This is a genomic window from Evansella sp. AB-P1 (assembly GCF_029688925.1).
Lineage (GTDB): Bacteria > Bacillota > Bacilli > Bacillales > Salisediminibacteriaceae > Evansella.
The window spans coordinates 97,075-110,892 of record NZ_JARUKY010000016.1; the positions used below are offsets into that span (position 1 = coordinate 97,075).

General features: G+C 34.8%; 11 protein-coding genes. 8 read left to right on the forward strand and 3 right to left on the reverse strand.

Annotation, left to right across the window (positions count from 1 at the left end):
- The first annotated feature begins 264 nt into the window (after nucleotides 1–264).
- Both QA612_RS16640 and QA612_RS16645 read left to right on the forward strand, forming a co-directional pair.
- A complete protein-coding gene (locus tag QA612_RS16640; protein WP_278284937.1) occupies nucleotides 265–1,173 on the forward strand; it encodes a DUF1002 domain-containing protein in 909 nt (302 codons plus the stop codon).
- 328 nt (nucleotides 1,174–1,501) lie between these two features.
- Nucleotides 1,502–1,996, forward strand: coding sequence for a GyrI-like domain-containing protein (locus QA612_RS16645; RefSeq protein ID WP_278284938.1), 495 nt, complete (start codon nucleotides 1,502–1,504; stop codon nucleotides 1,994–1,996).
- Between the two features lie 183 nt (nucleotides 1,997–2,179).
- Here the strand turns inward: QA612_RS16645 and QA612_RS16650 are convergent, their stop codons facing one another.
- Nucleotides 2,180–2,530: a hypothetical protein gene (locus QA612_RS16650; RefSeq protein WP_278284939.1), complete on the reverse strand. Its 351-nt coding sequence runs from the start codon at nucleotides 2,528–2,530 to the stop codon at nucleotides 2,180–2,182.
- 171 nt (nucleotides 2,531–2,701) lie between these two features.
- On the opposite strand from QA612_RS16650, the gene QA612_RS16655 reads away from it, so the two are divergent.
- From QA612_RS16655 to QA612_RS16665, 3 genes are all read left to right on the forward strand, one after another.
- Nucleotides 2,702–3,109: a hypothetical protein gene (locus QA612_RS16655; protein ID WP_278284940.1), complete on the forward strand. Its 408-nt coding sequence runs from the start codon at nucleotides 2,702–2,704 to the stop codon at nucleotides 3,107–3,109.
- 172 nt (nucleotides 3,110–3,281) lie between these two features.
- Nucleotides 3,282–3,848: a TetR/AcrR family transcriptional regulator gene (locus QA612_RS16660; protein WP_278284941.1), complete on the forward strand. Its 567-nt coding sequence runs from the start codon at nucleotides 3,282–3,284 to the stop codon at nucleotides 3,846–3,848.
- 68 nt (nucleotides 3,849–3,916) lie between these two features.
- A complete protein-coding gene (locus QA612_RS16665; RefSeq protein WP_278284942.1) occupies nucleotides 3,917–4,993 on the forward strand; it encodes a serine hydrolase domain-containing protein in 1,077 nt (358 codons plus the stop codon).
- Here QA612_RS16665 and QA612_RS16670 read toward each other — a convergent pair.
- Both QA612_RS16670 and QA612_RS16675 read right to left on the reverse strand, forming a co-directional pair.
- Nucleotides 4,985–5,257: an ATP-binding protein gene (locus QA612_RS16670; RefSeq protein ID WP_347568880.1), complete on the reverse strand. Its 273-nt coding sequence runs from the start codon at nucleotides 5,255–5,257 to the stop codon at nucleotides 4,985–4,987. The two genes, QA612_RS16665 and QA612_RS16670, sit on opposite strands and share 9 nt — an antisense overlap.
- 56 nt (nucleotides 5,258–5,313) lie before the next feature.
- Nucleotides 5,314–5,481 carry a hypothetical protein gene (locus QA612_RS16675; protein ID WP_278284944.1) on the reverse strand — a complete coding sequence of 56 codons (168 nt, stop codon included), beginning with the start codon at nucleotides 5,479–5,481 and terminating at the stop codon, nucleotides 5,314–5,316.
- Nucleotides 5,482–5,722: 241 nt separating this feature from the next.
- Here QA612_RS16675 and QA612_RS16680 point away from each other — a divergent pair, with 241 nt between their 5' ends.
- The 3 genes from QA612_RS16680 to QA612_RS16690 all read left to right on the forward strand — a co-directional run bounded on the left by QA612_RS16680 (nucleotide 5,723) and on the right by QA612_RS16690 (nucleotide 13,139).
- Nucleotides 5,723–7,714, forward strand: coding sequence for a glycoside hydrolase family 31 protein (locus tag QA612_RS16680; protein ID WP_278284953.1), 1,992 nt, complete (start codon nucleotides 5,723–5,725; stop codon nucleotides 7,712–7,714).
- A gap of 680 nt (nucleotides 7,715–8,394) precedes the next feature.
- Complete coding sequence (locus QA612_RS16685) at nucleotides 8,395–9,768, forward strand: nucleoside hydrolase-like domain-containing protein (protein ID WP_278284945.1); 1,374 nt, start codon at nucleotides 8,395–8,397, stop codon at nucleotides 9,766–9,768.
- A 341-nt stretch (nucleotides 9,769–10,109) separates the two neighbouring features.
- Nucleotides 10,110–13,139: a family 78 glycoside hydrolase catalytic domain gene (locus QA612_RS16690; RefSeq protein ID WP_278284946.1), complete on the forward strand. Its 3,030-nt coding sequence runs from the start codon at nucleotides 10,110–10,112 to the stop codon at nucleotides 13,137–13,139.
- The last annotated feature ends 679 nt before the right edge of the window (nucleotides 13,140–13,818 follow it).

Here is a 13,818-nt window from a genome sequence, read left to right on the forward strand (position 1 = left end):
TAAGTTTAGTAAGTAGATATGGGACAAAAATGTGTAATAAAAGAAAATGAGGGAATGTTTAAGGAAAAGTGTTGTTTTTACATGCGATATAATATGTAAATGCCCTATCTTAGATTAAGGTATTATTAATAGGAAGAAAAAGAGAAATAGTAGTACAAGAATGATAAAGGTTTAAATAAGCTATTATTTTTTCTTATTTCCTTAACGCCAATGAGAGTATATAATAGGACTAATAATCTTACGAAAAAAAAGGAGAAAAAGATGATGAAGAAAATATCAATGTTGCTGATATTTGTATTGTTGCTAGGAACTTTCATTTCCCCGATGGTTTTAGCTGATGGGGATGGAGAAAATGATGCTATAGATGAGCTTCATGGTAAACCGATACTAGTTTTAGGTGAAGCTTTAAGTGAAAACCAAAGGGATCAAGTTCGAGATTCATTAAATGCTACAAACACGGATCAAGTAGAAGAGTACATTGTAACTGGTCAAGATTTACAAAATTTTATCGGTGGTAATCCTAATGCTAATATGTATTCATCTGCGAAGGTTACACATAAAAATGAAGGACACGGTGTTGTTGTTGAGATTGTGACCCCAGAAAACATTACGTCAGTCACAAGAGAAATGTATGCTAATGCCTTGCTGACAGCTGGAGTAGAAAATGCTTTAGTAGAGGTAGCTTCCCCATTAAAAGTAACAGGTCATTCAGCTTTAGTAGGTATTTACAAAGCCTTTAATGTTGAGGGTGAATCACTTGATCAAGACAGAATGGAAGTAGCCAATCAAGAATTAAACGTAGTAACAGAGATTGTAGACGAAGAGGGAATTGATGCTGATGAAGTAACAGCATTACTAACGGAAATTAAAAAGGTAATTTCAGAGTTAGATCCTGCAACTAGAGAGGAAATTGAACAGATTGTTAATGAACAATTACAAAACTTTAATTTAGAACTAAGTCCTGAACATCGTGAATTACTAATTGATTTATTTGATAGAATGCGTAGTTTAAATATTGATTTCGGTCAAGTTACTCAGCAGTTAGAAGACATTGTAAGTGATATAAGAGGGAGACTAGACGGAATTACAAATGTAGATACGGAAGGGCTATGGAATGGCATAAAAAATTTCTTCCAATCTATAGCAAAATGGTTCTCTGGTTTGTTTGATTAATGTATTTTATATTTAAATTGAATGAAGCTATCCCTTCAATGAGAGGGGTAGTTTCTTTTTATTTGCGATTTTAAAAATTTTGTCTACCCTGAAAATAAGAATAGCTCTAGACGACCGCAAAGCTTAAAAATCATGGAATGCAGTAGCCAAGAAGCGTTCTAGAAGCCCGGAAAGCAGTGAAAAAAGCAAATGCGGTATTCATAATGAAATGTGTGGAGACTGAGGCGTTGCCCGTTGGAAAGCAACAACAAATGTGTTTTCTAGATCATAAGAAATTGCTAAACTTATATTAGTTATAACTAGGGAATATATGAAGGAGTGATGAGAAATGGGGAAGTATAAAATAATATCAAAACCATCTTACCGTGCAGTTGGCTTAAAATGGGACGGACCATGGTCAAAGATAAACGAATTAAAAAATATCATACATACGATGAGTGTAAGAGTGGTAGAGTTAGAAAAAGCCGTTGATCCATCTATACAGTTAGGTTTATCCTATCATATTCGTAAGGATGGTTTTACTCATTATTCTGTTTATGAAGTGACGGAGAATCAAATTGTACCAGAAGGAATGGTAGAAATAACGGTACCTGCGTTTACTTATATACTAAAGGAGCATCGTAAAGGAGAGAATATTGGAAAATCTTATGATGAGATATCCCAATTTTTAAATGATAGTGACTACAGGCCGTTTCGTGATATTACTGTTCCGTACGATGTATTACCTATTAAACATGAAAGGTATCCAAAGGATAGAGATATAGAAGACCCTCATTTTGAAATCCTAATTCCGGTTGTAAAGAAGGATAAAACAAAGGGATAGTTTGATAAGCTTATTTCTAAAAAATATTTAATTATTTGAGGATTGATAAATTTGATATGGTAGAAACGAAGCAAATTATTAGTGTAGAAATAGATACGTAAAAAAATTTCTCAATCATGTGTTACAAATGAAGAAAAGTGGTTTCAAAGCAAAAGAATTGAAACCACTTTTTTTCATTTGACTTCAATGATTGTTTACTATATCTACAGGCCCGTGATCATCGCAATGATCCCCATGAACATGGTGCAATCTTCCATTTACTAAATAATCCATATGATCCCCGTGAGGTACTAATTCGTGACCACAATCTTCCGAATGAACACATCCGCAACTTATTTCATTACAATTATCTGGATTATTATCACTTACGGGAACTCTACATTCATCCCAATGACCATTATGTTCGCGATGCAAATGTCCATTATGAACATAATCAATATGATCATTATGGCGTATCTTTGTATGCCCACATTCACTACTGTGTTGGTGAGAGTGATTACTATGAACGTGGTGATCTTGTTCTTGATTTTTCATCAATATCCCCTCCTGATCCTATACTTTCCCTAAATTAAATTAGAATAACCGTATTATCAAAAAGTCATTTATGTCGATGTTAAAGCCTTATTTTTGGAAAAGTATGCAATTAGGACAAGAGTGGAGTCATACAAATAAGTAGATACATATGGAGGTGTGTAGTGATAAATTATGGGAAACTATTTTATCGTTAGTAATACGGAAGGTTTAAATTTGTTGTGTATCTACTATGGAAATAAAAAGTCTAACGTTATCCGAAATAAAGAAAAAATTAGCCAAGGAGATATCCTTGAAATATTGGACGAAGGTAAATTTATATTAGGGCTTGGCTGGTATGTTTTAGTTATCATTAATAATGAGCAAAGTGTATTTGCGTCCATTAGTGAACTAGAAAAAGGGATGGAAAAAAAAGAACTTCAATCCTTAATAGACTTAGAATTAGAACACAATTATTTAAAGTATCAAGTAGAACGTGCACTTATATTGAAAAATAAAGAATTATTTAAGAATGTGATAAATCAATATAAAGACTTTCATTTCCTAAAAAAGAAATCACGAGTAGGATTTTTAAATATTTAATGATTGAAATTTTAGTACTGTTAAGTGTTTGTTACGTCCTTGTAGGGCGTATTTTTTTACAATAATTTCAATTTTTTTGGAATACTCCTTTACATATTGTTAAATTATGTATACAATAACTTTAAATAGCAAATGATATATAACAATTGATATAAAAGGAGTTTGAATCAGTATGCCCCCAAAAAAGAAATTTACAGAGGACCAAATAATTGATGCTGCATTTACAATTGCAAAGTCGACCGGGATGGATAGTATCACAATACGACGAGTAGCTGAACAATTAGGAAGTTCAATTGCACCAATATATGTTAATTTTAATGATGTTGAAGAACTTAAACGTGCTGTTATCAAAAAGATAGTACAGCTTAGTCAGCAATTGATAGACGAACAACAAAGTGGAAGTCCATTTAGAGATATAGGTGTTGCTAGTCTTATGTTTGCAAAAAAGTATCCAGTTCTAATTAGAGACTTTATCATGAAACCTAATGAATACTACGGAGAATACGACGAAGAAATGGGGGGGAATCTAGTCTCACTTATGAAAAATGATACGATGCTTCAAGGATTAACTGATGAGGAATTAATGATGATTTTACTAAAAATGAGAGCATTTCAAATGGGGCTCCAGATGATGGTTGCTAACGGTTTGATTCCAGATGAGATGGATTTGGATAAGATGATTGCTATGTCTGATAGTGTAGCGGAAGATATTGTGGAGGGAACTCGATCACGTAAATAGTAGGATTTGAAGTGTACATAAAAAAGCACTTTTAAACGTTAATAACAAAAAGGATGGGGGAATTAACGATGCTTAAAAAATTGGATGAACATATTCTACAGGAAACTGTAAATGACATGATAAAAAAAAGAAACAATTTTGGATCGGTACTTTGTGTGGAACAAGGAGATGACTTTTCCTGGGTAGGATCAGCTGGGAATATGGAAAAAGATGACCAATACTTTATTGCTAGTGTAACTAAATTATACATTACAGCAGTGTTTTTAAAGCTAAGATCGGAAAATAAGCTGACATTTGACGACCCTATCTCTCTATATTTATCAAAGGATATTATCGATGGTATTCATATATTAGACGGAATTGATTACTCAAATGATTTAACTATTAAACATTTGATCTCCAACACATCCGGTTTACCAGACTATTTTGCATATAAACAACCTAATGGGAAAACTGTAGCTTCTGAACTTTTTGAAGGAGTAGACCAAAGGTGGGGATTAGAGGAGACGTTGACTTTAGTAAAAGAATTGAAACCAAAGTTTAAACCAGGGAAAAAAGGAAAGGTCAATTATTCAGATACAAATTATCAATTGCTTGGTAGAATCATCGAAAACGTTACAGATAATAGTATATCAGATGTATTTAAAGCATTGATCTTTGAGGAGTTACATTTAGAAAAAACGTACGTGTATGAAGATGTCAATGATTGTAAACCTGTTTCACTTTACTATAAGTCCCAAAAAATACATTTGTCAAAGTACATGACTTCCATTGCTCCTGAAGGAGGTATTGTTTCAACTGCAAAAGAAATGATGATATTTTTAAAGGCTTTTTTCAATGGTCGTTTTTTTCCTGTTGAGGAGTTAGAAGAACTTAAACAATGGAATATGATTTATTTTCCAGGTCAATTTTATTATGGTATTGGCTTGGAGAAATTATGGACTCCAAGAATAGTGTCTCCATTACATCCAATAAAAGAGATTTTAGGTTTTTGGGGACAATCTGGCGCTTTTGCATTTTATAATCCAGAACGAAATATATATTTTACTGGGACAGTAAATCAATTAAGTGGATTTGGGCATAGTGCTGCCTATAAAGCTATGATTAAGGTTATTAAGAAGTTGGATAGCAAGAGCCTAAACTAATAGGCTCTTAATTAGGTAATGGGTAGTACCAATATTCAGTTTACTTTTTACATGTACTTCCCTTTTCAAACTATCTACAATTTTATAACAAGCCATTGTTCCTAATCCTGTACATGTATCCTTTGTGGTGTAAAATGGCGTTCCGAGACGCTTAAATTCTTCTTCTCCAATTCCCTTACCACTGTCACTAATATTAATTTCAACGAATGTACCATTTTTTTTAGTTGTTATATGTAGCTTTCCTTTCGATTCCATTGCCTCTATTCCATTTTAATAATATTTAAAAACACTTGACACAGTTCATCTTTATTTGCATGAATTTAATATGAAACAGTTACATCCTTTTCAATATGAACGCCTCGTAAAATAGCGTAAGATTCCGTTACCTCTACTACTTTCTTAATTATTTCTTTAATATTTATATCTTCTTTGTATGTAGAATCCGACTTTGCAAGAGTTAAATAATTCACTGTACCAATATAATACACAATCGAAAAATCTTCTTTATTTCTTTTTGGAACATTTCGTGTAGTAACTCTTGTATTTTAATATTAATATAAACATTTTAGTTAATTATAGTAAACTTTTTAGTGAAGTAATGAATGATTGGAATATTTTTGTTATACTTATAATAGTCCGCATGTAATTAGAAACTACTATGTAGTGAATTAACTGAATACTCTTAATGTTCTTAGTTTATTTTTATAAGGAGGCATTCGATTGAATAGTATGTTTACAATTGAGGATAAAAAATTGCTTTTTCATTATGATAGTGAAAAGCTTTTGATTGAAGCGTGGGGTATAAATAGTGTTCGTGTTAGAGCTACTCATATGAATTCATTTCAGACTCAAAATTGGGCGTTGATGGGAAAAGTGGAAAGCACACCAGAGATACATATTTCTAACAATACGGCAATATTAAAAAATGGGAAAATTACTGTAGAGGTAACAACGGTAGGAAAAATAACGTTTTACAATCAAAACGGCCATGTTTTATTGCAAGAATATGTACGAACCCGTGATAATATCAAGGAATTTACAAGTGCATTGAATTTAAGAGCAAGAGAATTTAAACCGATTTTAGGTGGAGATTATGAATTGACTGTTCGATTTGAATCCATTCATGAAGAAAAAATTTTTGGTATGGGTCAATATCAACAGCCATTCTTAGATTTGAAAAATTGTACATTAGAACTTGCCCATCGAAATTCTCAAGCAAGTGTTCCTTTTGCATTGTCCAGTTTAGGCTACGGATTTTTATGGAATAATCCAGCAATAGGTAAAGTGACATTTGGGAAAAATATAACAGAGTGGAATGTAAAGTCTACGAAACAATTAGATTACTGGATTACAGCTGGAGATACTCCAGCTGAAATTGAAGAAGCGTATGCAAGTGTCACTGGTACTGTACCGATGATGCCGGAATATGGTTTAGGATTTTGGCAGTGTAAACTACGCTATCAAACACAGGAAGAATTATTAGAGGTTGCCCGAGAGTATAAGCGTCGCAACTTACCTATCTCTGTTATTGTTATTGATTTCTTTCATTGGACTCAACATGGTGATTGGAAATTTGATCCTGATTTTTGGCCAGATCCAGAAAAAATGGTGGAAGAGTTACAGGAGATGGGAATTGAATTGATGGTTTCCGTATGGCCCACCGTGGAAAAGAAAAGTGAGAATTATGAGGAAATGCTTCAACAGGGATTTTTAGTTAGGACTGATCGGGGAGAACGAATTCCGATGCTAGGGACGAATCTAGTTTACTTTGATCCTACCAATCCGAAGGCACGGGAATATGTGTGGGGTAAGGTAAAAGATAATTACTATGACAAAGGGATTAAAATATTCTGGTTAGATGAAGCAGAACCTGAATATGCTATTTACGATTTTGATCTATATCGTTATCACTTAGGTCCTAACGTACAAATAGGAAATATTTATCCCGTCTTGTATGCGAAAACTTTTTTTGATGGAATGGTTGAATCAGGACAAGAAGATGTAATTAATTTAGTAAGGTGTGCTTGGGCTGGTAGTCAGCGATACGGCGCCCTCGTTTGGTCCGGTGATATTGATTCTAGCTTTACGGCTATGCGTAACCAGTTTGTGATCGGTTTAAATATGGGACTTGCTGGTATTCCTTGGTGGACTACTGATATCGGAGGTTTTCATGGAGGTAATCCTGATGATCCTAAATTCAGAGAATGTATAATAAGATGGTTTCAATACGGTACTTTTTGTCCTGTATTTCGATTACATGGTGATAGAGAACCACATTCTGAACCACTATCTAAAAGTGGTGGTGGTAAGATGCATAGTGGTGCAGCCAATGAGGTTTGGAGTTACGGGGAAGAAGCATATGAGATTTTTAAAAAGTACTTAATGATACGTGAACGATTAAAGCCTTATATAAAGAATCAAATGAAACTAGCTCATGAAAAAGGAACGCCAATAATCCGTCCATTGTTCTATGATTTCCCCTATGATCAAGAAGCTTGGAAGATTGAAGATGCATATATGTTTGGGCCAGATATTTTAGTAGCGCCAATTCTTCATGAAGGAACATTCTCACGGAAAGTTTATTTACCTAACGGTGTCATATGGAGAGATGCAAAAAGTGGGAAAGTATATGAAGGAGGTCAATCAATTTTAGTTGATGCACCTCTTGAAGAAATACCGTTATTTTTGAGAAACAATGCAAATTTTCCTATTTATTTTTAGTGCAGAATGTAGAAAAGTTGAACAAAATAAATAAGATGATCATTTTAACGAATACACTTAAAGACGTAATAGTCACTCAAAAGTTTTATAGAAAGGTCATTTCTATCCTTATATCATTGAATTGACTCTTTTGGAATTTATTCATGGTTAGTAATAATCAATTCTGTAAACTCGAAAATAGAAGATGTCTCAAAGTAAAAAACGTATCCTTTAACTATCTAATTAAAAGTACCTACAGAGTAGACACATATCAAAGTGACTATTCATAGGGTGCTTTTTTGTATTTTTAATATATTTATTTGAATACTACATCGTTTAGGGTTCTTTCTATTAGTGGTCAGTACCAGATAATAAATAACTAAAATATATACTTTTTAAAGCTTATAAACTGAAATAAAATTACTAAATTTATATAAATTTATTGACTTTTGTTTAGCTGTGAAGTAACTTTAGTTATAAGAATTAATGTGAAATTAATCGTATATTATAGTAGTGTTTTACTGGTTTAGTAAGTTTATAGGTTTTGAGATTAATTACATACGGTTACTAAAAAGACAATTATAAATTTTGTTTAAATTGCTAAATTAATTTGGGGGTGGCTAAATTTTTATTGAACTAATGAGAAGCTGACTTTCGGATATTTCATATTTTTATAAAATTTACTGGAGGTAATCAAAAACATGAACCTAAACAATAACTACGAAAAGCCCCGAGTTCTTGTCCTTACTGACATTGAGAACGAACCTGACGATGCTATGTCTTTGGTGCGATTCCTTACTTATGCTAACCAGTGGGATGTGGAAGGTCTTGTCGCTACCACTTCTATTCATTTACAAAATAAGACTGCTTCTTGGCGTATCCGAGAAATAGTAGAAGCCTATAGTCAAGTGCGTGATAATTTGGAAAAACATGAGCCTGGTTTTCCCGATGGAGAATATTTATTTTCTATCATTAAAGAGGGACTACCTCTTTATGGAATGGAAGGGGTCGGTGCAGATAAGGACTCCTCAGGTTCTGAACTTTTGATTAAAGCGGTTGACAGTGACGATCCGCGCCCATTATGGGTACTTGTTTGGGGTGGACCGAACGTTCTCGCACAATCTCTTTGGAAGGTCAAACACAGTCGTTCTGAAGAGGAACTAGCTACATTTGTTTCCCGCTTACGTGTGTATACCATTTCTGATCAAGATGACACAGCGCCGTGGCTACGGAAAACATTCCCTCATTTATTTTATATAGCTTCCCCTGGTTTCCACGCTGGAGGAGCCTACCATTTTGCAACTTGGAGTGGAATTAGCGGTGATAAGTTTCATGGCCGTTTCACCGGTGCTGACTTTAGTATCGTTGACAATCCATGGCTTGATGAACACATCAGGAGTAAGGGGCCACTGGGGACACAGTATCCACAATCGAAATTTCTTATGGAAGGTGACACTCCAACATTCCTTTATCTTATTAACAATGGCCTCGGAAACCCCGAAAACCCTGATTGGGGTAGTTGGGGAGGGCGTTATGAGTTTTATACTCCTCGTACTCAGAAGTGCTTTCTTGAACGAGAGATGCGACCTTTCTGGAGTGATGCCGTTGACGAGGTTCTTGGTATTGACGGCAACTGGCACACCAGTAATAAAGCGACTATTTGGCGATGGCGTTCTGCTTATCAACACGATTTTGCCAGTCGTATGGATTGGACCATCAAACCCTACGAAGAGGCAAATCATCCTCCTGTTCCAAAGCTTGATCACCCATCAAACCTATCGGCCAAACCTGGTGAACGGGTTAATCTTAGTGCTGAAGGTTCTTTTGATCCAGATGGTGACAAACTTTCGTATCATTGGTTTTACTATGGTGAGCCTGGTACTTTTACTACATCTTTGGCCCGTACTGGAGACCCTGTTCCAATTCATGATGCCGACAAACAGCAAGCTTGGTTTGTTGTTCCTACTGAACGTGTTTTTCAAAATGGAACGATGCATATCATCCTAGCCGTAACTGATAACGGTACCCCAGCACTAACCCGATACCAGCGCGTGATTGTAAATGTTATTGACTGATTTTTAGCGATCTAGCTTATTTCAATCTATAGATTCATTAATTTTTCTATTTCAATTTATACCTAAGTCAAAAAGTATATTGTCTCTTCTCACAAAAAGTGAAATACCTGAATTAGATGACAAACTGATACGTATGATGACGAAATGGAAGAGGGAATTACACAAGAATGTAAGCGTTATCCTTATTGATGGTATGATATTTTGGAAGAAAGATACCCTGAACAAGAACATATAAGGGGGAAAACAGTAAATTGAGTAGCGATGAACAATCTTACTGAATTTTTAAAACTGGTTGGAGACGTGTGGGGAACGGAAAAAGAAAGATTTAGGAGGGGTTTATATTGAATAATCGTACTAGCATAAAAATGTTAAGAGTTGAAAACATAGATAATCCAATTGGGATTGATGTTGACGTACCTCGTTTTAGTTGGAAGATGCAATCGAATGTCAGAGGACAAAAGCAAACTGCCTATCAAATTCTTATTGCTTCTACCCCTGAAAAACTAACAGACAAAGATGCTGACATATGGAACAGTGGAAAAGTAGTATCAAATGAAACTGTTTCTATTAAATATAATGGTAAGGACTTAAGTATATCTACTCGCTATTTTTGGACAGTGAATGTTTGGGATAAAGAAGGTCGCTTCATCCATACAGAGGAGCAAGCATATTTTGAAACAGGTTTGAAAAGTTCAAACGGCATCACAGGGTGGGATGGTGCTAAATGGATTTCAATGGCAGGGAAAGAACCTAAAAGTCCTGGTGCTCCTATGTTTAGAAAGGAAACAATATTAAAAGGGAAGGTTAAGGATGCGAGACTTTATGTATCTGCATTAGGTATTTACGATGTCTACATTAATGGCCAAAAACTTGGGATTATAAAAAAAGATACCAAATTTGTTTACGAACTATTGCCTCCTGGATGGACAAATTACGATACAAATATTAATTATATGACGTATGATGTTACGAACTACATACAAAAGGATTCTGTGGCGTTAGCTGCAACCTTAGGAAATGGTTGGTGGAATGGCAGGATATCAAAGGGTAGTCGAAAGAATGGTGAGACAGTATATTATAATGATGAGAAAAATGAATTAGCACTTCTTGCAAAGTTATTTATTATTTATGAAGATAACTCAACTCAATCCATCGTAACCGACCTCCAGTCCGGCTGGAAAGCCACTGATTCTGGTCCTGTCAGATCCGATGATATTTATGATGGTGAGTCGTACGATGCAACAAAGGAAATAAAAGGTTGGACGGAACCAGAATTTGATGATGCCCATTGGAAAGAGGTAAAGGAACACACATATATGCAAGACTATCCAAATGCAACCGTTACGGCTTACCACGGAGAGACAGCACAAATCATGGATGATTTGGATCAAGTTCCACAATCAATTACAACGTATACGAGTATAATCAACAAGGAATCCAGTGCAAATGACCTAGGGGAAATCAAGATAGATAGAACAAAGACTATCACTATTCCTGAAGATGCAAACAGGAGTGAGTTAGTAATCTCTAAAGGGGACACGGTAATTTATGATCTTGGGCAGAACATGGTAGGTGTTCCAAAGCTTACAGTAAAAGGCCAAAAAGGAAGTCAAATAAAGATGCGTTTTGCAGAGATGTTAAATGATAATAGTGAAGGAGCAGACGGAGCTGTAGGTTCCATTTATGTAGCTAATTTACGCACTGCGAAAGCTTCTGATTATTATACGTTAAAAGGAGCCCCTTCCGGTGAATCGTATCAACCTATATTCACGTACCATGGTTTTAGGTATATCGAGATAACTCTTACTTCCGGTGAATCTGTCACGATCAAAAAATTGAGGGGAAAAGTAGTAACTTCAGCTGTAAAGGATACAGGAACTATTGAAACCTCTAATGATGCAATAAACCAACTATTCAGTAACATCATGTGGAGTCATCGAGGGAATTATTTGTGGATTCCAACGGATTGCCCTCAAAGAGATGAACGTGTGGGCTGGTCCGGAGATACGCAGCTTTTTGCTAATACAGCTCTATACAATATGGATACAGCTATTTTTCTTGAAAACTGGATGGAGATGCTTGTATCTTGTCAAGAAACGTATGGTGGAGGAGCATTCACATCTACAGCTCCTAGTGGAAGGTATACTAAATTTAGAGGTTATGTAGGGAATGGTGGCTGGACTGATGCAGGAATTATTGTTCCGTGGACAGTATGGCAAATGACTGGTGATACAACCATTATTGAAAAAAATTATGATGCCATGAAACGCTACATGGATTGGTTATTTGATCAGACGGGTGAAACTTACAGAGGGGCTGGAAGTATTGGAGATTGGTTGAATTTTCAAGGGACTGATCGTCAGTTAATGAGTGATGTTTATTATGCTTATGATGCTAAGCTGATGATGCAAATGGCTGAAGCGAATGGAAAAAGAAAAGATGTTCAACACTATAAAGTTCTCTATGGAAATATTAGGGAAAGGTTTATAGATAACTATATAAAAGTAGATGAGGCAGGAACGTTGACGGTATATTCTTCAGGAGGCTATAAAGCGATGGAATTTGATGATAACCCAAGTCAAGTAGGGGTTGAGAATATTAAATTGGAAGACAATAGTCAAACATCTCTGCTGTGGTGCTTGAAGCTGGAGTTTTATGACAATGAGGATCAAAAGCAACAAATGATTGAATTACTCACCGAAAACATTACAAACAGTGAATCCTTTCAAACAACTAATCCTAATAGTTCCCGTTTAAATGATGAACAAAACACCTTATCTGTCGGATTTCTTGGGGTTAATGTCATCGCCCCAGTATTGTCAGATGTGGGGAAATCAGACCTTGCCTATAAACTATTACTACAAGATGCAATGCCATCTTGGTTGTATTCTGTGAACAATGGTGCTACGACGATTTGGGAACGGTGGAATTCCTATTCCATAGCAAATGGTTTTGGCGATGTTCGAATGAATTCTTTCAATCATTATGCATATGGTGCAATCGCAGAATGGATGTACAAGTACATGTCCGGTATTGCTAATGATGTGCAACACCCAGGATTTAAACATATTAATCTCCAACCTAATATAGACAATAACAAGCAGATCACATGGGTAAAAGGATCATATGATTCTATACGAGGTCTGATTCGAAGTGACTGGGAATTAAACGACGATAATACATTTACCTTCAACGTTTCCATTCCTGCTAATACGACAGCAACCGTTTATCTTCCAGCTGATAAAACAAACGTGATTACAGAGGGTGGATTGCCGATTGAAGATGTTGAAGGTGTCACTTCTATAGACTATAAGGAGGGCAAGGCTATCTTCAAATTAGAGTCTGGAAGTTATACTATCAAAAAAACATAGAATTACATCTAGTTTAATTAGGGAGCCAAAAAAAAGAACGATACCCTAATTTGAATGTTGAAAAAGGTATGTATTTGTTATTTTCGTGATAGTCGGATAAGTATTAAAAAATGATGATAATGATAAAGCGTAGATTTATAGAGAAAAGAAATAACACAATAGTTTTTTTAATAAATATAGATCTTTTCAGAATGGGAAAGCATCTTTGCTTGCAAGTATTTTGTTGTTATTATTCGATGAAGTCATAAAGTACTTCTAATATAGCAAAGATGCATAAACCTTTCTTTATATCATTCTTTTTTAATTAGGTTGAATGAGGTTTGTAATTTCAAAAAATATTGTATGATAATTCCAACCGTCACATCCCCATAAATTCCCATTGAACTATACTTAACTATTTGATATATTATTAATCCGGTCGCAAGTTATGTAAATTAATTTAAATTATTTTAAAATAACTATTGACCTAACTTATTAAAAATGATACGATATATTTTGTCGCTATAAAAAACCACAGTGACAATTTAAAAAGTTGTTGACGAACAATTATTATATTGATATAATGTATTGGTTGTCGCAATAGCAACTGTAGTTACTTGACCTTTGAAAACTAAACAAAAAGCCAAGCGAAGTGGGATATGCAGTTTCAACTATATGATTATGGATGAAACTATAAGTA